The organism is Clostridium sp. (assembly GCF_030532265.1).
In the GTDB taxonomy this organism is placed as follows: domain Bacteria; phylum Bacillota; class Clostridia; order Clostridiales; family Clostridiaceae; genus Clostridium.
Map to the genome: position 1 here is coordinate 1 of NZ_JAUNLM010000009.1, position 21,815 is coordinate 21,815.

Below are 21,815 nucleotides of genomic sequence, written 5' to 3' on the forward strand. Positions count from 1 at the left end.
TATAATCTTTATAATTTAGACTATTTTCTAAAATAATTAAATGCTTTCTACTCTCTATACATTTTATTAAATTATCTAAAGTTAAAATACTTTCCTCTAAATACACAACTAAATTTATGTCATCATCTTTTAGTATTTCATTTATATTTGTAATTAAAATATCTTCTAATAAACTAATATCATACTCCTTTATTGAATTAATATTTTTAACTAAAATTTTTGATATTTCTATATTTTTATTAGATAAAAGCTTTTTTGTAATATTATTAAAACCTATTAATGCAATTTTATTCCCCATATTTATCCCCCTTAATTTAAAAACATTCCCTTACACAATATTATATATTCTAATGTAATTTTTTTCCATATTTATATATGAAAAAAGCTTAGTTTTTTATTTACAAAACTAAGCTTAATATTTTAATTTAATATTCTTCTTGCTCTACCTATACGGCTCCAAGGAACACTTGCTATTTTAACATAATCATGTGATTTTGGAGCTTCAATCCATTGACCATTTCCTATATACATACCAACATGTTGAAGATTTCCATAAAATAATAAATCACCTGGTCTTACATCATTTAATGATACTTCTCTACCAGCATTTATTTGTGAATATGTTGATCCTCCAATATTTATTCCAATTTGTCTAAATCCCCAATATAATAATCCTGAACAATCAAATGCTCTATATCCATTATTTATATATTTAGAAGGTATATTATATTTTCCAGCAGCTGCTGCATCAGGGAACATATTTTTAAACATTTTCAAACTGTCATGTGTTATTATTTCCCCTTTACCTCCCCATATATATGGAGATCCTATCTGTTGTTTTAATATATTAAACACAGTTTCAAAAGATGCTGATGTTGATGTAGATCCTGAACTATTAACTTCATTTTTATCAATTATTTTTATATATTCTGAACTTGCATAACCAACTTTTCCATTTGCATTTACTTTATACCAGCTTCCACTTCTTGCTGTAATTTTAAAAGTTTCTCCTGGGAATAAGTATCCAACAACAGAACTACTTGTACTTGGTGACTGTCTAAGTCTTAAACTTGTTGATACATTTACTACTTTTCCATATTCACCTAAAGCTTCACTGCTACTATTATTACTTGAATTACTATCTACTGTTGAATTTCCAACTATTTTTACATAATCTTGATGAACATATCCAGTTGTTCCGTTATGTTTTATTTTATACCATGAACCACTTTTTCCTAATATATCAAAAGTTTGTCCTGATAAAAGATACGCAACAACAGAGCTACTTGTACTTGGTGCATTTCTAACTCTTAAGTTAGATGAAATATTTATAACTTGTCCTCTTTTTCCAGCTACATTGCTATTGCTTTCACTACTATTATTACTTGATGAATTATCTTCTCCTTGGCCTACTATTTTTACATAATCACTATGAATATAACCACTTGTACCTCTTGAATTTATTTTATACCAAGCACCACTTTTTCCTGTAATATTAAACTTATCTCCGTTATATAAATATCCAATAACAGAAGTATTAGTTCCAGCACCACTTCTTATTCTAAGACTTGATGATACATTAACTACTTGTCCAACTTTTCCACCTAAAGATTCATTACTTGAACTATTACTACTATTATTGCTTCCTGATACTTTACTTACATAATCTTCATGAACATATCCAGTTATTCCATTATGCTTTATTTTATACCATGAACCACTTTTTCCTAATATATCAAAAGTATTTCCTTCATATAAATATCCAACTATTGAATTATTAGTTCCAGCACCACTTCTTATTCTAAGGCTTGATGATACATTAACCACTTTTCCTTTTCCTGATTGTGATGATTCTGGACTTGAATTATTTGAACCTTCTTTTATATAATCTCCATGTGCATAAGCTTTCTGACCTCTAAAGTCAATTTCATACCATGCTCCTACTTTTTTAATAATATTTACTTTTTCTCCATTACGTAAATATCCTAATATATTTGAATCTGTATTTGGTTTAGATCTTACTCTAAGATTAGTTTCAACATTTACAACATAACCTACTTTATGTTCATCTGCATGAGCAGTAACTCCATCATGAAGTAAAATAGTTCCAGCACTAGCTGATGTTGCAAGCATTAATGCCACAATTTTTTTCTTATCCATTATATCACTCCCATATAACCAAGTATAACACCTTACAAATTAATTCTACTTTATTTTAACATATTTTTAAAGAAATTTTTATTTCTTTTTCCAATTTAAAACATTTTGTTAACTTATTAACCTAAATTACTTATTTTTTGTAAATTAAAGTCTCATTGGTAATGTACTACAGCAAACACTCCCACCTAATTTAACTATTTCATCATATTCACAAAATATAACTTTATAACCTGCTTTTCTTAATATTCTTGTAACTTCTATATCTGTAGCTATTATTCTCTTTTTATCTAAAACTACAAAATTAGGCCCTAAGTTATCTACACTCTCTTTTGATATATAATATAAATTTTTTATTCTACTTTTTATTTCATCAATATCATATACATAATCACTTACTACTGCTGACTTTCTATCTATAGAATTAAATACACAATCTAAATGTAAGTTATTTTCACTATCAAATCTTATTGGAACTATTTCATATTTTAAATTTTTTTCTTCTACATAGTCTCTTAATTCATAAACTGCAGCTTCTGTTGTTCTTTGACTTATTCCAACAAAAACTGTATTACCACATATAATAATATCCCCGCCCTCTATATTATTTTCAAATATATAGTAATTTGTTCTATTTCTTTCTATATAATTTACTAATTTTTTAGTTTCACTTTTTCTAGATGCATTTCTTAAATTGCATATAAACATAATATTACCTAAAGAAAATCCTAAATCTCTAGTAAATAACTCACTAATACATCTTTCTGTATTTAAAAACTTAAATTTAATATTTTCTTCAGTTAATATATTAAGTAAATTATTATAGTTATCTAATGCCCTTTCTTTACTAAAATTATTTCTATATCTATTATTTTTATCTATATCTATAAAACTTGGATATCTCATTAAAATATAATCTATTTCTCTCATTTTTACCTTCCTCTTCTGTCTAGTATTACTAATTATTCTTTCAAAAACCAAATAATTTGTCAATATTTTTTAATTCTAAATAAACGTTTCCTATCATCCCATGCTTCTCATGACTATCAAATAATTTATGAAAATCTGAACCTGCTGTATATATATACCCATTTTCCTCTGCCAAATTCAAAAAGTATTTTGTATCTTTAATAGTATTTCTAGAGTGTATTGCTTCTATTCCATCAAAGTCAAACTTTAAAACTTCATTTAATATTCTTTTTCTCAAACATACAGGATGAGCTAATATAACTTTACCATTAAACATTTTTAAAAACTTAATTCCATCCTCTAAAGAAATTTTACTCTTTTTCTTAGAAGTGACTTTTTCATCAAAAATTTTATTTTTAAATTCATTTATTTTTTTAAGCTTTAAAAGTTTTAATCCATCTAGGAACTTTTTATTTTTATATATTTTTGAATTAAAATATCCAAGTATATGAACCCTATTCCCTTTATATCTAGTAGATAACTCTATAGCTGGAACAACTTTAATATTTACTTTTTTAGATTCCTTAATAGCTTCCTCTACTCCATCTACAGTATTATGATCAGATATTGATATTACATCTAAACCAACTCTTTTAGCTAATATAACTATTTCTTTTGGAGATAATTCTCCATCTGAATAACTAGAATGTATGTGAAAATCTCCTTTCAAAACAATTTCTCCTTATAAAATTACATATACAATTAATTTATTCATCTATATATAAAATTGTACATATAAAAAAGCTATAAAGAAACATCTTCCTTCTAGCTTTTTTGTTAATTTTTTATTTTTCTATTTTATTTATATCTTTTTCATCTATATCCTCTTTACTATCTGTTTCCTTTTCTAAATTTATATTACTTTTTGATATATAAATCTTCTTTGCATTTACTTGAGGTGGATTTGATTTAGTCATCTTTTCATCTAATGAAGCACATATATAGTCTCCAACTTCGCACTTTACAGAATCACACTTTGTATGTTTATTGCACTCTGTATAAATTTTAGTATCTTTATTTATTAAAAGAATAACCTTTCCTTTATATATATTGCATCCTTTTAAATATCCATCAATAAGTACTCTAACATTTTTAGTATCTTTACATTCTTCTACCTGTTTAACTTCTCCTATAATAATAGGATTTTTAAGTTGGTTAGCAGATGCAGAAATACTAAACATACTTAAAAATAAGGCTATAAATACTATGTATTTTTTTAACTGTTTTCTCATATATTTTCCTCCTAACTTAATAATACAAAAGTTATTTTTACCTTAAGTTTATTTTAATATTCATCCCTATCATAGGAAACGTTTACTTACCAAATGTATATAATATACTAATATTACTTTTATGGAGAATAATTTAATATGCAAAAATATGAAATATTTCAAAGAGGTAAATGTTTAATTTTATACTCTTTAATTTTAATTTTTTTAGCATTTTTTATATCAATCATTTCTAATTTTGTATATTCTGATGTACTTCTTATATTAGGAATTATTTTCTCTATAATTGGTGGTTTTTCTATTTCTGGTGGATTTCATATTGGAAACGGTATTAACACTTTAGGTCAAAGCAATTCTCAATACGTATCTAAAACTAATTTAGAAATGGTTCACCATGAAAAAGAATCACTTGATAGGGCAAATAATGCTCTAAGAACTACTATATTTGATGTTAAATTCCATAGTGCTGAATTAATGCTTAGTGGAATACTATGTATTATAATAAGTTTAAGTTAATATAAAAACACCCAGAAAATTAATATTTTCTGGGTGTGATTTTAATTATTCTTCATTCTCTTCTTTTAAATTTATTGATATTCCAAGCTCATTTAATTGCTTTTCATCTACAATGTTTGGAGCTTCACTTAAATAACAATATGCATTTTGGTTTTTAGGGAATGCTATAACATCTTTTATATTATCAGTTCCTGCTAAGAACATTATCATTCTATCTAATCCAAATGCTAATCCGCCATGTGGTGGTGGACCAAATTTGAATGCTTCTAGTAAGAAACCAAATCTCTTCCAAGCTTCTTCCATTGTAAATCCTAAAGCTTTAAACATTCTTTCTTGAAGTTCAGTGTCATGAATTCTTATTGATCCTCCACCTAACTCTTCTCCATTTAAAACTAAGTCATATGCAATTGATCTTACTTTTCCTGGTTCAGTTTCTAAATACTTTAAGTCTTCTTCCATTGGTGCTGTGAATGGATGGTGACATGCAGTGTATCTTTCTTCTTCTTCACTATATTCAAATAATGGGAACTCTGTAATCCAAGTGAAATTAAATTCATTTTTATCTTTTATTAAATCAAGCTTTTTAGCAAGTTCTAATCTTAATGCTCCTAAGCTTTGGAATACTACTGAATTTTTGTCTGCAACTATTAAAACTAAATCGTTAGTGTTAGCTGAAACTTTTTCTAAAAGATTAGTCATTTGTTCTTCTGTTAAGAACTTAGCTATTGGAGATTGTATTCCATCTTCTTTAACTTTAATCCATGCAAGTCCCTTAGCTTTATAAGTTTTTACAAATTCACCAAGTCTATCAATATCTTTTCTTCCCATAGAAGCTCCACCTTCTACACAAAGACATCTAACTGACCCACCATTTTCTAAAGGTTCTTTAAATACTTTAAAATCAACATCTTTAACTACTTCTGATATATCTTGTATCTTCATTCCAAATCTTAAATCTGGTTTATCTGATCCGTAGCTTTCCATTGCTTCTTTAAAAGTCATTCTCTTAATTGGAAGTTTAACTTCATGACCTAAAACTTCTTTAAATACATGAGCTATTAATCCTTCATTTAAAGCCATTACATCTTCTTGCTCAACAAAACTCATTTCTAAGTCAACTTGAGTAAACTCTGGTTGTCTATTTGCTCTTAAATCTTCATCTCTAAAACATTTAGTTATTTGATAATATTTATCAAATCCTGAAACCATTAATAATTGCTTAAATATTTGAGGTGATTGTGGAAGTGCATAAAACATTCCTGGATAATTTCTTGAAGGAACTAAGTAATCTCTTGCACCTTCTGGAGTACTTTTTGTAAGTACTGGAGTTTCAACTTCTAAAAATCCACAATTATCTAAATAATCTCTTATTGCCTTAGTAGTCCTATTTCTTATCATAAATATTTTTTGCATATCTGGTCTTCTAAGGTCTAAATATCTATACTTTAATCTTATATTCTCAGCTGCATCTAGTCCTTCTTTTATATATATTGGAGGTGTTTCTGATTCTGAAAGAATTCTTATATCCTCACATTTTAATTCTACAAGTCCTGTAGGTAATTCTTTATTTGGAGCTTCTCTAAGTACTACCTCACCAGTAACTGCTATACAATATTCTGGTCTAACTCCTTTTGCTTTTTCGAAAACTTCTTCAGTAACATCATCTCCAAATACTACTTGCATTATTCCAGTTCTATCTCTTAAATCTATAAACTGTAAGCCTCCAAGTTTTCTATTTCTTTGAACCCATCCCATTAAGGTAATTTTCTTACCTACATGCTCTTCTCTAGGTTCACCACACATCATTGTTCTCTTTAATCCACTAAGTGATTCTGCCATATGTGATTCCTCCATATCTATATTATTTTTTCTCTGCAAGCTAAAACAAATTTTAAGCTTTAATAAGCTCTTTTATTTTTTCTAAATCATCTAAGCTTAATTCAAATTGTTCTCCATCACTCATTCTCTTAAATTTAGCTTTTCTATTTTGAAGTTCATCATCACCTAAAACAACATTGAATTTTGCCCCTATTTTATTCGCATATTTCATTTCTGCTTTAAAGCTTCTTCCTGCATGATTTATTTCTGAACTTACTCCAATTTCTCTTAAAGCATGAGCTAGCCTAAATGCTTCCTTAGCCCCTTCTTCTCCCCTAGCTGCTAAATAAAGTTCTACTGTTGGATCCTCATTTATAACTATACCTTCTTTTTCAATAGCAAGTATAAGTCTTTCTATTCCCATACCAAATCCAACTGCTGGTGTTTCTGGTCCACCAATTTCTTCTATTAGCTTATCATATCTTCCCCCTCCACATACTGTGAAGTCTGAATTTAATATTTCAAATATTGTTTTTGTATAATAATCAAGTCCTCTAACAATTCCTGGATCAACTGTATAAGGTATACCTAAAATATCTAAATATTCCTTTACCTTATCAAAATGATCACTACATTCATCACAAATATAATCCAATATTATTGGAGCACTTTTAGTTATTTCTTTACACTTATGTTCTTTACAATCTAATATTCTCATTGGATTTTTGTTAAATCTTGTTTTACAAGTTGGACATAAGTTATCATAATTTTCTTCTAAAAATTTCTTTAATGCATCATTATATTTAGGTCTACAATTTGGACATCCTAAATTATTTATATTAAGACTTAATCCTTTAAGCCCTATCTTTTTTAATATAGTCATAGCAAGAGCCATAACTTCTGCATCTATTGAAGGCTTTTCACTTCCAAACATTTCAATTCCATATTGATGGAATTGTCTATATCTTCCTTTTTGCGCTTTCTCATATCTAAAACATGGTGTTATATAGAAAAGTTTTGTTGGTTGTGCTTCATTAAATAATCTATTTTCAATAAAAGCTCTAACAGCTGGAGCTGTTCCTTCAGGTTTTAAAGTAATACTTCTACCACCTTTATCTTCAAAAGTATACATTTCCTTTTGAACTATATCAGTTGTTTCTCCAACACCTCTTAAAAATAACTCAGTATGTTCAAACATTGGAGTTCTAATTTCTCTTATACCAAAATTTTTTGATATTTCTCTAAATATATTTTCAACGTAATGCCATTTATAAGCATCAACTGGTAACATATCTTTAGTACCTTTAGGTGCCTGTATTTCCATTATCTTTCCTCCTACTTATACAACGTATTTAGTAAATCTATTTTACCTTCAATCATTTCATCTATTCTATTTATATATTCTCTAACATCTTTAACATTTGGAAATCTTTCAATTCTATTTTCTTCTCTAAATACAACTTTAGATACAGCATCAGCTCCAAGTGCTATTATACTTTGAGTATCTTCAATCATTTGCATATTATATATACATTCTTTTCCCGCTTTAGAATATCCTATATTCTCCATATTTCCAACCATATTTTTTTGTCTATACATATAGTAAGGTATAAGTTCTAAATCATTTGCTAGCTTTCTGCTTTCTTCATACATTTTTGAAATTTCATCTTGTGGTTTAATTCCAAGTCCTTTTTTAAGTATGAAATTTTCATAAAGTCTAGAGCCTCTTTTTAATGAAAGTCCATGAACTGTTAAACTATCTGGATTAAGTTCTTTTATTTCATTTGCAGTTTTTATAGCTTCTTTAATACCTTCTCCTGGAAGTCCTATTATCATATCCATATTAATATCTTTAAAACCTAATTCTCTTGCAATTTTAAATTTTTCTTTTACATCTTCTGAATTATGATTTCTTCCAATTAACTTTAATGTTTCATCATTCATAGTTTGAGGATTTATACTTATTCTAGAAACATTATATTTTTTCATAGTTTTAAGTTTTTCTAAAGTTATTGAATCAGGTCTTCCACATTCAACAGTAAATTCTAATATACCTCTATTTACCACAAATGCATTATAAACCTTATTCATTATTTCTTCAAACTCTTCATTAGATACTGATGTAGGAGTTCCTCCACCAAAATATACTGTTTCTATCTCTAACCCTTTTTTATCTACATATTCTTTAATTTTCTCTATTTCATAAGAAAGTGCATCTAAATATGGTTTTACAAGTTTTTTATTTCCTGATATAGGATTTGATGCAAAAGAACAATATAGACATCTAGTAGGGCAAAATGCCATTCCTATATATATAGCTATTTTTTTATTATTTATATCTAAAAACTTTTCTTCTACCTTTGCAATATCAATGCAAAGTTTTGCTTTTTCTTCTAAAGCCATATGTTTTTCATAAAAATATTTTATTATTTCTTCTTCGCTTTTTCCTTCATTTAATAGTTTTAATGCAATTTTAGAAGGTCTTATTCCAACTAAAGTTCCCCATGGATAAATATCTCCCGTTAAACTTTTAAGTCCTTTAAAAATAGTTTTCTTTATTGTATCTTTTATATTTTCTTCTATTTTATCTTTTTCTTCAAAATTACCACTTTTAAAAACAACTTCATCTTTATTAATATCTACAGTGTAATCAAATTCATTTTCATTTTCAAATTTTATTTCATCTAAAGGAAAATATAAATTAAACATTTGATATACATCATATCTGTATTTTAAATCATTCAATCCTATATTAATTTTCATATTTTCTCCTTACTTTAAAAATGGATTGTTTTTCTTTTCAAATCCTATAGTTGTTTTTGGTCCATGTCCTGGATATACAGTTATATAATCTCCAAGTGGCAATAATTTAACCCTTATACTATTAATTATTTTTCCAAAATCTCCACCTGAAAAATCAGTTCTTCCTATTGACCCTTGAAACAATGTATCTCCTGAAAACAAATCATCTCCAATTAGAAAACAAACTCCACCTTCTGTATGGCCTGGAGTACATATAACATTAACTTTAGTTTTCCCTATATAAAGATTAGAATCTTCTGTTAAGAATCCATCTGGTTTTCTTATATTTCCAAATACATAATTATCATTTTCTACATATTTCATTTCTGCTTCATTTACATAGAATGGAATATTAAATGATTGACTTAAGTATTCAACAGCTCCAACATGATCTAAATGAGCATGTGTTAATAATATAAATTTTGGATTTATATTAAGTCCTTCTATTATTTGTTTTAACTTTAGTTCATCTCCACCTGGATCTATAATTCCTGCTTCTTTAGTATCATTATCTATTATTAAATAACAATTTGCATCATATATACCTGCTGGTATTGTTTTAACTATCATCAAAAATCATCTCCTTATTATTAAAATTGTTTGAAACTATCTAAAAGTATTGTTACAGGTCCATCATTTTGTATATCAACTTTCATATCCGCTCCAAATTCTCCAGTTTCTACTTTTAATCCTGTTTCTTTTAACATATTTACAAACTCATTGTAAAGAATTTTAGCTTCTTCTCCACCTTTAGCATTCATAAAATTAGGTCTTCTACCTTTTCTACAATCACCATAAAGTGTAAATTGTGATATAACTAAAATTTCTCCTTTTATATCTAATAAAGATTGATTCATTTTATAGTTTTCATCTTCAAAAATTCTAAGATTAACTACTTTATCTTTTATATATTTTAAATCCTCTATAGTATCTTCTTTTGATATTCCAATAAGAATATTTAATCCTTCATTTATTTTTCCTACTACTTCACCATCTACTTTTACACTAGATGAAGAAACTCTCTGTACTACAGCTCTCAAAATGAACACGTCCTTCTTTAATTATTAACTCTATATATATCAATTACCCCTCTAATTTTTCTAATAACCTTCATAAACTCCTTTAATTGCTCTATTGAGTTTATTTTTATTTTTATATTTATAGTTGCAACATTTCCTTTAGATGAATTCGCATTTAATGAATTTAAAGGTAATCCTTTTTCACTAATAACACTCATTATTTCAGCTAATATTCCAGTTCTATCTTCTGTTCTTATTTGAACCTCTGCTATATAAGCTGAGCCCTTTGCCTTTCCAAAGCTAGCTTCAACTATTTTTTCAGGTTCATTTTTAATTAATGATTTTACATTATTACAATCTTTTCTATGAACAGATACTCCTCGCCCTTTTGTAATATATCCAACTATATCATCACCCGGCACTGGATTACAACATTTTGCAAATCTAACCATTATATTACTAAGACCTTTTACAGTAACACCATAAGTTTTTTGGTTATCTTTTTCATGTTTCTTTTCTTGCTTTTGTATTTGTTCTTCAATATTTTTTTCTAAAGCTTCTTTAGCTGCTTTATCATCTATATTATCTTCTTTAAGCCTTGATACAAACGATGATGCTGTTATTACTCCAACTCCTATATTAGCATATAAATCCTCTAAATTATGTATATTGTATCTCTTAAGAAGTTTGTTATAAACATCTCCCTTTGCAATATCATTAAATACAACACTTTGTTTCTTAAGTTCTTTTTCTAGGATTTCTTTTCCTTTTTCTATATTTTCTTCTTTTTTTATCTTTTTAAACCATTGTCTAATTTTACTCTTAGCTTGATTACTCTTTACAATATTTAACCAATCCATCTTAGGACCTTTTGTACTTTTAGAAGTAATTATTTCAACTATCTCTCCAGTCTTTAACTTATAATCTAAAGGTACTATTTTACCATTAACTTTTGCACCAACACATTTATTTCCTATATCAGTATGTATTCTATAAGCAAAATCTATTGGTGTAGAACCACTTGCTAAATTTATTACTACACCTTTTGGAGTAAATACAAATACTTCATCAGAAAATAAATCTATTTTAAATCCTTCTATAAATTCCTCAGCATCTGATGTTTCTTTTTGCCATTCTAACATATCTCTAAGCCATGCAAGCTTCATTTCAAAGTCAGCACCTTTATCATCTTCGCTTCCTTCTTTGTATTTCCAGTGAGCTGCTATACCATATTCTGCTGTTTTATGCATTTCAAAGGTTCTTATTTGAATTTCAAAAGTTTTACCTTGCGGTCCTATAACGGTTGTATGCAGTGATTGATACATATTAGGCTTTGGCATAGCTATATAGTCCTTAAATCTTCCTGGTATTGGTTTATAAATAGTATGAACTATACCAAGTACTCCATAACAATCTTTTACTGAATCAACTAAAATTCTTATTGCAGTTAAGTCAAATATTTGTTCTATATCTTTATGTTTTTTTACCATTTTTCTATATATACTATAAAAATGTTTTGGCCTTCCTTCTATATCAGCATCAATTCCTGCATCATCTAATTTTCCTTTAAGATCCTCTATAACAGAATCAATGTAAGCTTCTCTCTCTACTCTCTTTTCAGCAATTTTATGTACTAAATCATAATATTCTTCTTCATGCAAATATCTAAAACTTAAATCTTCAAGTTCCCACTTAATTTTAGACATACCAAGTCTATGAGCAAGAGGTGCATAAATATCTAAAGTTTCTTTTGCTTTTTGTTTTTGCTTCTCTTTTTTCATATATTTAAGAGTTCTCATATTATGAAGTCTATCTGCTAATTTTATTATAATTACTCTTATATCTTTAGCCATAGCTAAAAGCATTTTCCTTACGTTATCAGCTTGCTGTTCTTCTTTTGTCTTATATTCTATTTTGCCAAGTTTTGTTACACCTTCAACAAGATTTGCTATTTCTTCATTAAATTCATTAGCCATATCTTCATATCTATAATCTGTATCTTCTATAACGTCATGTAAAAGACCTGCAGCAATAGTGCTAGTATCCATACCAAGTTCAGCTAATATACATGCTACGTCTATTGGATGTATTATGTAAGGTTCACCTGATTCTCTACTTTGATCTTTATGAGCTTCATTAGCTAAGTTATAGGCTTTTTTTATCGTTTCAATGTCAACATTATTGCAATTTTTTTCTATATAATTAACTAAATTCTCTATCATTAGGAATACGCCCCTTAAAATAGTATTAAACTATAATTATTTAAAATCAAAGGCTGGTTTTTTAACCAGCCATTATCTATTATTATATAATACCGTCAAAACATTTTCAATGATTTTAAACATCATACTGTGTTAATGACATTACATCGTAACCTTTAAGTTTATCTCTTCCTTTTAATTCTGTAAGTTCTATTACAAAATCTAATGAAACAACTTCTCCACCAGCAAGTTCTACAAGTTTTGCTACTGCTTCTATTGTTCCTCCAGTTGCTAATAAATCGTCAACTATTGCAACTCTTTGTCCTTTCTTTATAGAACCTTTGTGTAATTCTAAATTATCTGTACCATATTCTAAATCATATGCTATTGATATAGTTTCTCCTGGTAGCTTACCAGGTTTTCTAACTGGAATAAATCCAACACCTAATGCATAAGCAACAGGAACTCCAAATATAAACCCTCTAGCTTCTGGACCTACAACTACATCTATCTTTTTGTCTTTTAAATGCTCAACTATCTTATTAACAGATTCTCTTAATCCTTCTCCATCTGAAATTAATGTAGTTACATCTTTAAAACTTATTCCCTCTTTAGGAAAATCTTCAACTATTCTTATTTTTTCTTTTAAATCCATTTTGATTCCTCCAATATTTTAAGAATTACATCCTAACAATACATTATAATGCATTTAAAACTGCCTTATTCTTGTATTATATAAATATTTTGCTATTTGCTCTGCTCTATCTTCATCATCAGTCGTAATTAGTTCTAGAACTATTCTAGCATTATTTAATTTTCCAACAGCACTTGTAGTTGGAGTTATTAAATTTATAATTTTCTCTATATTCTCGTCATCAAGTTCTTCTATATTATTAAAGTTAATTATAGCTCTTAATCCAATGTTATTTGTATTGTCTAAAAATTTCTTACCTTCTTTTAGAAAAATAGCATTTTCTCCACTACCTTTAGAACCTGCCCACTTTGTACCAATTAAAATCAAATCCAAATATTTATTAATACTTTTCATATTGTAATAAATGGCTATAGCTTGCATTAATTTAAATGTTAAAGCACTTAATGATAAATTTTTATATCTATATTGACAACATTTTTGATTAGGATTTATATAAATATAATCTTTCTTTTCATTAATAATTTTATTCTCTATAACTATTAAATCTATTCCAAGCCTATCACAAAGTTCAACCTCTTCTTGTGATGCTAAATCCACTCCTAATGTAATTAGTAATTCTCCCCCTAAAAAATCTATTTTTGTTTTTATATCAAAAGAATCTACCTTTTTACATTCGTCTCCACCATCATGTATTAAATATTCTACATCTGCATTTAAGTATCTTAAAACTAAGCTTAAGGAAGCAATTGCACAAATACCATCAACAGTGTTTATTCCATATATAATGATCTTTTCCCTATTATTAATTGCTGTAACAAGACGTTCTATTGACTTGTTCATATCTTTCATAATAAAGGGATTATATCCTTTTATGTAATTAGGGCAATATATACTCTCCCAAAACTTACGCATCACTTACTATCTCCTCCACAAAATTAGAAAACAATAATATTATAATTTAAAACAGAGCATTTGACAAATATTTATGTAAAAAAGTTAAAAAACCTTCAAATTTATTTTGAAGGCTTTTATATTTAGACATAATTTTATAAGTTATGCTTTTGTTTTTTATTATTATTTCTTCTTTTTTGAAGAGCAACCCATAAAGGTGATGCTATAAATATTGATGAATAAGCTCCTGTAGCTATACCAATTATAAGTGGAAGAGAAAATTCTCTAACAGTTGGCACAAAAATATTAACTGCTACAATTGTTATAAGAGTTGTAATTGTTGTATTAATTGATCTTGACATAGTTTGTGTTAAACTCTTATCAGCTATTTCAGTTGGAGAACTTCTTCTCATAATCTTTGAATTCTCTCTTATTCTATCAAAAATAACTATAGTATCATTTATTGAATAACCTACAACAGTTAATATAGCCGCTATAAATGGTGAGTTAACTGTTATATTAAATATAGCATAAAAACTAAGAGTTACTAATATATCATGAATTAGGGCTACTAAAGCCGCAATTCCAAATCTTATTTCAAATCTTATTGCTATATATATAAGCATGCACACAAATGCTATACCAATTGCTATAATAGCTTTATCTGTTAATTCTTTACCAACTGATGCACCTATTTCATTTTGAGAAACTAATGCTTTATCACCAATTTTAAAATCTTTCTTAAATTGATCATAAATTTCATTAACTTCTTTTGATGGTAAATTAGGTGATTTTATTTCATATTGTGTTGAATTTACAGTATTAGTTATTGCATCTTTATCATATTTTTTAACAATTTCATCTGCCTTTTGTTTATCAAATTCTTTACCAAAATCAAATACAACTTGTGTACCACCTTTAAAATCTATACCAAAATTAAGACCTCTTGTGAACATAAAGCCTAATCCCACAACTATAAAAATAAGGGATAAAGTAATCCATATTTTTGCATGTTCTATTATTTTCAACATAGCTCTACCCCCTTTTCACTTTCACTCTAAACAGAGATGGTTTGCTTAAGAAGCCAGCAGCTAACGCTTGATTCATTAAGAATTTTGTTACTATAAGAGCCGTAAATAAACTTACAACTATACCTATCATTAATGTTATAGCAAATCCTTTAACTGATCCAGACCCTACAAAATAAAGAACCAATGCAGCTATTATTGTTGTTACATTTGAATCAACTATTGATGAAAGTGCATTATCAAAGCCTTTCTTAACTGCTGATTTTGGTGAAATACCATTTCTAAGTTCTTCCCTTATTCTTTCAAATATAAGTACATTGGCATCTACTGCCATACCTATAGTAAGTAAGAATCCAGCTATACCTGGAAGTGTAAGTGTTGCTCCAATTTCAACAAACACTAGAAGAACTAATGTAACATATAATGTTAAAGCAATTGATGCTATTATACCTGGAACTCTATAATATAAAATCATAAATATGAATATTAAACTTATTCCAATCACTCCTGCTTTAACGGCATTTGGTAATGCTGTTTCACCAAGTTGTGCTCCAACAGTTTGTTGTGATAAAGCTTTTATACTAACAGGTAATGCTCCTGAATTTATAAGTCCTGCTAAATTTTTAGCTTCTTCAACACTACTCATACCAGTAATTACAGCTTCACCATTTGTTATTTGGCTTTGAACTGTAGGATTTGTAAGTTGTTGATCATCCATATTAATTGATATTTGTTTTCCTAAATATTTTTGAGTAGCCTCTGAAAATAATTTAGTTCCTTCATTATTTAATTCAAGTGAAACAACAGGCTTTCCATTTTGTTGATCAAGCATAGATGTAGCTTTTTTTACATCCTTACCAGTTAAAATTACCTTTCCATCTGGCGCCTTAAAAGTAAGCTCTCCTGTTTTACTTAAAGCATCTACTATACCTTGTGAATTATATTCTCCAGGTATATCAACTCTTATTTTATTATCACCTTCTGTAGTAACTACAGTCTCAGCTACTCCAAGCTTATCAACTCTTAATTTTATTAAATCTTTTGTTTTCTGTAAATCTTCATGACTTACATTTTCATCTTGAATTCCTAAAAGCACAGAAACTCCACCTTGTAAATCCAACCCTTTAGTTATAGCTTGATTGAAAGATTTTATCTCCCAGCCTCCAATTTTAACTCCTCTGAAGCAAACTATTGCTAAAACTATTATAACTAGGGTACAAAGCGTAAAAATAAATGTACTTTTTCCTTTTCCTTTCATTTTTATCCCCCTTCGGTTCAGTATAAACACTATTGTATAGTGCCCAAACTAATACTTAAATATTCTTTTTATAATTTTACATTTATTGGTATAAATTTCTATAAATCGCTTTTAATTATACCATAATATAATATCATAATAAAGTATTATGTAAACATTTCACTTTGTGATTAATTCAATCTTATTAAATAAAAAACACCACTTTTGTGGTGTTTTTACTTTTTAAATTATTTTTATTTAACTTCAGCTTCCTCTTTATTTAACTTAGTTGCAATTGAATTTTTAACTAATTTTATTTTTGTTCTATCTGAGCTTGTTTCTATTACTACATGCTCATCTGACATTTTAACTATTTTACCAACGATTCCGCCTCTTGTCATTATTTCATCATTAACTTTTAATGAATCCATCATTTGTCCATATTGCTTCTTTCTCTTCTTTTCTGGAAGAATTATCATAAAGAAGAAAAGACCAAATATTAAAACCAATGGTAGTATTTGATATAAAATTGGCATTTTGTACACCCTTTCCTTGTTTAAGTATCATTTGGAACTTATATCCCTAAAATGAGTTTACATTTATTTCATTTTGTTGTCAACAAAACATTTAAAACTATTATTAAATACTATTATTTTTTATTTCTATTCCACTCACTTAATTTTTGTTCTTTAAACTCTTTAAATCTATCTTCATCAATGGCATTTCTTATATCTTCCATTAACTTATTGTAAAAATAAAGATTATGAAGTACACAAAGTCTCATAGCAAGCATTTCCTTAGCTTTAAATAAATGTCTTATATATCCTCTTGTGTAATTTTTACATGTAGGACATTGACATCCTTCATCTATAGGTCTTTTATCTAATTCAAACTTTTTATTCATTAGATTAATCTTACCTTCTCCTGTAAACACATGACCATGTCTACCATTTCTTGCTGGAAGTACACAATCAAAAAAGTCTACTCCTCTATCTACAGCTTCTAAAATATTTTCAGGCGTTCCAACTCCCATTAAATAGATAGGTTTATCTTGTGGAAGGTGTGGTACAACTGCATCTATTGTTTCATACATTTCTTCATGAGTTTCTCCAACTGCAAGTCCTCCAATAGCATATCCATCTAAATCCATCTTTGATATAGTCTTTGCATGTTCTATTCTTATATCTTTAAATGTGGCTCCTTGGTTTATACCAAATAACATTTGTTCTTTGTTTATAGTGTCAGGAAGTGAATTTAATCTATCCATTTCTTTTTTACATCTTTCAAGCCATCTTGTAGTTCTTTCAACTGATTGCTCAACATATTTTCTAGGTGATGGTATCTCTATACATTCATCAAATGCCATAGCTATAGTTGAGGCTAAATTACTTTGTATTTGCATACTTTCTTCAGGTCCCATAAATATTCTCTTACCATCTATATGAGAATTAAAGTATACACCCTCTTCTTTAATTTTTCTAATTCCTGATAATGAAAATACTTGGAATCCACCTGAATCTGTAAGTATAGGTCTATCCCAATTCATAAATTCATGAAGTCCACCCATTTCCTTAACAACTTTATCTGATGGTCTTAAATGAAGATGATATGTATTTGAAAGTTCAACTTGACATCCTATTTCCTTTAAATCCATACTTGAAACCGCACCTTTAATAGCAGCTAATGTTCCTACATTCATAAATACTGGTGTTTCTATAGTTCCATGTGGTGTTACAAATCTACCTCTTCTTGCTTTCCCGTCCTTCTTTAACAAAGTATATCTTTTGCTCAAAAATTTCACTCCTTTAGTTTCTAAGTCAATTGCTTTTTATTTAATAAACATAGCATCTCCAAATGAGAAGAATCTATATTTTTCTTTAACTGCTTCATTATATGCATTTAATACATTATCTCTTCCTGCTAATGCTGAAACAAGCATTATTAATGTTGATTCTGGTAAATGAAAATTAGTTATTAAATTATCTACCACTTTATATTTATATCCTGGATATATAAATATATCTGTCCAACCACTTGCTTCCTTAACTGTACCATCATCTCCTGCTATAGTTTCTAATGTTCTTGTTGATGTAGTACCTACTGCTATAACTCTCTTGCCATTTTTCTTCGTATTATTTATTATATCAGCTGATTCTTTTGATAATTGATAAAATTCTGAATGCATAATATGATCATTTATATCATCAACTTGAACTGGTCTAAATGTTCCAAGACCAACATGTAAAGTTAAATAAACTATATTTACTCCTTTTTCCTTTATTTCTTTAAGTAATTCTTCTGTAAAGTGAAGTCCTGCAGTTGGTGCAGCGGCTGAACCTTTTTCTTTAGAATATACAGTTTGATATCTTTCTCTATCTTCTAATCTTTCATGTATGTATGGAGGAAGTGGCATTTCTCCTAATGAATCTAGAACTTCTTCAAATATTCCATCATATTCAAATTCTATAATTCTATTACCTGTATCTAATACTTCTAAAACTTCACATTTAAGTTTTCCATCTCCAAACTCAAATCTTCTTCCAGGTTTTGCGCTTTTTCCAGGCTTAGCTAAACATTCCCACTTATCTCCCTCAAGTCTTTTAAGAAGTAAAAATTCTATTTTACCACCAGTACCTTCTTTAGCACCTATAAGTCTTGCTGGCATTACTCTAGTATTGTTTAAAACAAGAGTATCACCTTCATTTAAATATTCTATTATATGCTTAAAAACTTTATGTTCTATATCACCTGTTTTCTTGTCAAGAACCATAAGTCTTGAAGTATCTCTTTTTTCTAATGGATGTTGTGCTATTAATTCTTCTGGTAAATAAAAATCAAAATCGCTTACTTTCATTTGTTTCGTCTCCTTACTATATTTAAAAAAACTTTTTTTGTTCTCCTTTATTATGAGCACTAATACTTCTTCCTAAGTGCTTATATGCTTTTTCAGTTGCTACTCTTCCTCTTGGTGTTCTTACTATAAATCCTTTTTGTAACAGATAAGGTTCATATACATCTTCTAATGTTCCAAGTTCTTCTCCTATAAAATAAGATAAAGTTTCTATACCAACAGGTCCACCTTTAAAATTATCTATTATAGCTTCTAATATTTTATTATCAACTCTATCAAATCCTTGACTATCTACTTCTAAAAGTTTAAGAGCTTCTCTTGCTTCTTTATAACTTATTAAATTATCAGATTTAACTTCAGAATAATCTCTAACTCTTTTTAATAATCTATTAGCTATTCTTGGCGTACCTCTTGATCTTCTAGCTATTTCAAAAGCACCTTCCTCTGTTATAGAACAACCAAAAACTAAAGCACTTCTAACTATTATATCCTTTAGTTGTTCATCTGTATAATATTCCATAGAGCATAAAACCCCAAATCTATCTCTAAGAGGTGATGTTAACATTCCTATTCTTGTAGTTGCACCTATAAGAGTAAATTGTGGCAAATCAAGTCTAATAGATTTAGCAGCTGCTCCTTTTCCTATAACTATATCAAGAGCATAATCTTCCATGGCAGGATAAAGAATTTCCTCAACATTTCTATTTAATCTATGAATCTCATCAATAAATAAAACATCATTATCTTGAAGAGTAGTTAATATTGCAGCTAAATCACCAGCTCTTTCAATTGCTGGACCAGATGTAACCTTAAGATTTCCACCCATTTCTTTAGCTATAATGTTAGCTAATGTAGTTTTTCCAAGTCCTGGGGGGCCATATAATAAAACATGGTCTAATGCTTCATTTCTATTTCTAGCTGCTTTTATAAATATATCTAATCTTTCTTTAACTTTATCTTGACCTATATATTCATTTATTTTTTGAGGTCTTAAACTTAATTCTCCAAAATCTTCATTAAGTTCATTAGGTGTAATAATTCTTTCCAAAAATCTCACCTACCCCATTAAAACTTTTAAGCAATCTTTTATCATTATTTCTACAGTATTTTCTTTACTTATATTTTTAATAGCCATATTTGCTTCTTTTTCACTGTATCCTAATGCTAAAAGTGCTCCTAAAACTTCTGAAACTTTAAATGCATAATCATCATCTACTGAAGGTATATTTTCATTTATATCTCCATCTTCAAATAATTCATCTGGTTTTAACTTATCTTTAAGTTCTAATATTATTCTTGAAGCAGTCTTTTTACCTATTCCAGGAGCTCTACAAAGATGTTTATCATCTTCAGTCATTATTGCATACTTCAAATTATTTATTCTACTAATTGATAAAAGTGAAAGTGCAGCCTTTGAACCAACTCCATTTATTCCAAGTAATAATTTAAACATATTTAATTCTTCTTTTGATAAAAATCCATATAATCCAATAAAATCTTCTCTAACTATTTGTTCTAAATAAAGCATAACTTCTTCACCAATAGATGGCATTTCTGACATAGTTATTCCTGAAGAAAATATTTTATATCCTATACCATTATTTTCAATGATTAAATAATCTTTTATTATTCCTATATATTTTCCTTTTATATATTCATACATTTATACTCCCCCTTTCCAATATGCTGGATGAAAGTATGTTCCCATACAAGTCTACTTATTACTTTATCATTTTAATTAAAATCTTTCAAGAAATGATAACAATAAAAAAAGGACTATATAATTAGTCCTAATTTTTACGTAATAAGTTCCATTATTTTATTTTCTACTTCTTCTATATTTTTGCTACTAAAATATTTAAAATTTTTAATTTTTTCAGCATCAGTATCTCTAAACATATCTATAGACATTTCATCTGAATAAACTTTTTCTTTTTTAAGTTCCCCATTATTATCAGCTTTATATATAGCTAAATATCCATCACTTTCACCAATATAATAAGTATCTTTCTCAAAATCACTACTAACTTTATCTTGACTATTTCTTCTATATATAAATCTATCATTTGATTTTTCTACTAATTCATATCCGTCTTTCAATGCTTGTTTTGTTAGTAATTCTTCTGTTAATCCATCCTTCAAATTATTAATTTTTATTAATTCTTTAACAGTTGTTGTTTTATCTCTCTTTTCATTAGTATAGAAAGAAATAATCAAATCATCTCTAAGTGTTCTTCCTTTTGCTATACTAGATGAATTAACTTCTTCTACCTGCATACTATTTTGCTTTTCAAGTTCTCTATTCTTAATACTTTTTGATGTTAAATAATATGTTCCACTAAAAAGAATTATAATACCTAAAAACACTATACTTAAATAAATTTTTCTTTTATGTTTCATTCTTATCACTCCTTATTGGGTATTTTTACCACAATAAAGAGT

The 21,815-nt window shown here is 27.7% G+C and carries 21 protein-coding genes and 1 pseudogene; 1 reads left to right on the forward strand and 21 read right to left on the reverse strand.

What is annotated here, in order from left to right; translation table 11 throughout:
- The 5 genes and pseudogenes from Q4E08_RS03650 to Q4E08_RS03670 form a co-directional block, all read right to left on the reverse strand.
- Positions 1–298, reverse strand: a pseudogene (locus Q4E08_RS03650) (hypothetical protein); the annotation flags it as partial.
- 122 nt (positions 299–420) lie between these two features.
- The gene (locus Q4E08_RS03655) at positions 421–2,160 is read right to left on the reverse strand and encodes an SH3 domain-containing protein (protein ID WP_303128597.1); all 1,740 of its coding nucleotides are present in this window, start codon (positions 2,158–2,160) and stop codon (positions 421–423) included.
- 144 nt (positions 2,161–2,304) lie between these two features.
- On the reverse strand, positions 2,305–3,087 hold the full coding sequence (locus Q4E08_RS03660; RefSeq protein WP_303128599.1) for a dimethylarginine dimethylaminohydrolase family protein: 783 nt from the start codon (positions 3,085–3,087) through the stop codon (positions 2,305–2,307).
- A 40-nt stretch (positions 3,088–3,127) separates the two neighbouring features.
- A complete protein-coding gene (locus Q4E08_RS03665; RefSeq protein ID WP_303128601.1) occupies positions 3,128–3,796 on the reverse strand; it encodes a PHP domain-containing protein in 669 nt (222 codons plus the stop codon).
- 115 nt (positions 3,797–3,911) lie between these two features.
- Complete coding sequence (locus Q4E08_RS03670; RefSeq protein WP_303128604.1) at positions 3,912–4,358, reverse strand: hypothetical protein; 447 nt, start codon at positions 4,356–4,358, stop codon at positions 3,912–3,914.
- Between the two features lie 138 nt (positions 4,359–4,496).
- On the opposite strand from Q4E08_RS03670, the gene Q4E08_RS03675 reads away from it, so the two are divergent.
- A complete protein-coding gene (locus tag Q4E08_RS03675; protein WP_303128606.1) occupies positions 4,497–4,871 on the forward strand; it encodes a hypothetical protein in 375 nt (124 codons plus the stop codon).
- A 45-nt stretch (positions 4,872–4,916) separates the two neighbouring features.
- Here the strand turns inward: Q4E08_RS03675 and aspS are convergent, their stop codons facing one another.
- The 16 genes from aspS to Q4E08_RS03755 all read right to left on the reverse strand — a co-directional run bounded on the left by aspS (position 4,917) and on the right by Q4E08_RS03755 (position 21,773).
- Positions 4,917–6,710, reverse strand: coding sequence for an aspartate--tRNA ligase (gene aspS, locus Q4E08_RS03680; protein WP_303128608.1), 1,794 nt, complete (start codon positions 6,708–6,710; stop codon positions 4,917–4,919).
- 52 nt (positions 6,711–6,762) lie between these two features.
- Positions 6,763–8,013: a histidine--tRNA ligase gene (hisS, locus tag Q4E08_RS03685; RefSeq protein WP_303128611.1), complete on the reverse strand. Its 1,251-nt coding sequence runs from the start codon at positions 8,011–8,013 to the stop codon at positions 6,763–6,765.
- An 11-nt stretch (positions 8,014–8,024) separates the two neighbouring features.
- A complete protein-coding gene (locus tag Q4E08_RS03690; protein ID WP_303128614.1) occupies positions 8,025–9,452 on the reverse strand; it encodes a coproporphyrinogen III oxidase in 1,428 nt (475 codons plus the stop codon).
- A 9-nt stretch (positions 9,453–9,461) separates the two neighbouring features.
- Positions 9,462–10,061, reverse strand: coding sequence for an MBL fold metallo-hydrolase (locus Q4E08_RS03695; protein WP_303128715.1), 600 nt, complete (start codon positions 10,059–10,061; stop codon positions 9,462–9,464).
- Positions 10,062–10,081: 20 nt separating this feature from the next.
- Entirely contained in the window at positions 10,082–10,531 is a 450-nt protein-coding gene (gene dtd / locus Q4E08_RS03700) for a D-aminoacyl-tRNA deacylase (RefSeq protein ID WP_303128618.1), read from the reverse strand.
- Positions 10,532–10,548: 17 nt separating this feature from the next.
- Positions 10,549–12,732 carry a bifunctional (p)ppGpp synthetase/guanosine-3',5'-bis(diphosphate) 3'-pyrophosphohydrolase gene (locus tag Q4E08_RS03705; protein WP_303128623.1) on the reverse strand — a complete coding sequence of 728 codons (2,184 nt, stop codon included), beginning with the start codon at positions 12,730–12,732 and terminating at the stop codon, positions 10,549–10,551.
- Positions 12,733–12,847: 115 nt separating this feature from the next.
- A complete protein-coding gene (locus Q4E08_RS03710; protein ID WP_303128625.1) occupies positions 12,848–13,366 on the reverse strand; it encodes an adenine phosphoribosyltransferase in 519 nt (172 codons plus the stop codon).
- Between the two features lie 54 nt (positions 13,367–13,420).
- Positions 13,421–14,278: a DHH family phosphoesterase gene (locus Q4E08_RS03715; protein ID WP_303128717.1), complete on the reverse strand. Its 858-nt coding sequence runs from the start codon at positions 14,276–14,278 to the stop codon at positions 13,421–13,423.
- A 134-nt stretch (positions 14,279–14,412) separates the two neighbouring features.
- Positions 14,413–15,288, reverse strand: a complete 876-nt coding sequence (secF, locus tag Q4E08_RS03720; RefSeq protein WP_303128627.1) for a protein translocase subunit SecF — start codon at positions 15,286–15,288, stop codon at positions 14,413–14,415.
- Between the two features lie 4 nt (positions 15,289–15,292).
- Complete coding sequence (secD, locus tag Q4E08_RS03725; protein WP_303128629.1) at positions 15,293–16,543, reverse strand: protein translocase subunit SecD; 1,251 nt, start codon at positions 16,541–16,543, stop codon at positions 15,293–15,295.
- A gap of 233 nt (positions 16,544–16,776) precedes the next feature.
- Entirely contained in the window at positions 16,777–17,058 is a 282-nt protein-coding gene (gene yajC / locus Q4E08_RS03730) for a preprotein translocase subunit YajC (protein ID WP_303128631.1), read from the reverse strand.
- 113 nt (positions 17,059–17,171) lie between these two features.
- Complete coding sequence (gene tgt, locus Q4E08_RS03735; protein WP_303128633.1) at positions 17,172–18,314, reverse strand: tRNA guanosine(34) transglycosylase Tgt; 1,143 nt, start codon at positions 18,312–18,314, stop codon at positions 17,172–17,174.
- 36 nt (positions 18,315–18,350) lie between these two features.
- Complete coding sequence (queA, locus tag Q4E08_RS03740; protein WP_303128635.1) at positions 18,351–19,376, reverse strand: tRNA preQ1(34) S-adenosylmethionine ribosyltransferase-isomerase QueA; 1,026 nt, start codon at positions 19,374–19,376, stop codon at positions 18,351–18,353.
- Positions 19,377–19,398: 22 nt separating this feature from the next.
- Positions 19,399–20,421 carry a Holliday junction branch migration DNA helicase RuvB gene (ruvB, locus tag Q4E08_RS03745; protein ID WP_303128637.1) on the reverse strand — a complete coding sequence of 341 codons (1,023 nt, stop codon included), beginning with the start codon at positions 20,419–20,421 and terminating at the stop codon, positions 19,399–19,401.
- Between the two features lie 9 nt (positions 20,422–20,430).
- Positions 20,431–21,036, reverse strand: coding sequence for a Holliday junction branch migration protein RuvA (gene ruvA / locus Q4E08_RS03750; protein WP_303128639.1), 606 nt, complete (start codon positions 21,034–21,036; stop codon positions 20,431–20,433).
- Between the two features lie 134 nt (positions 21,037–21,170).
- The gene (locus Q4E08_RS03755; RefSeq protein ID WP_303128641.1) at positions 21,171–21,773 is read right to left on the reverse strand and encodes a hypothetical protein; all 603 of its coding nucleotides are present in this window, start codon (positions 21,771–21,773) and stop codon (positions 21,171–21,173) included.
- Positions 21,774–21,815: the final 42 nt, after the last annotated feature.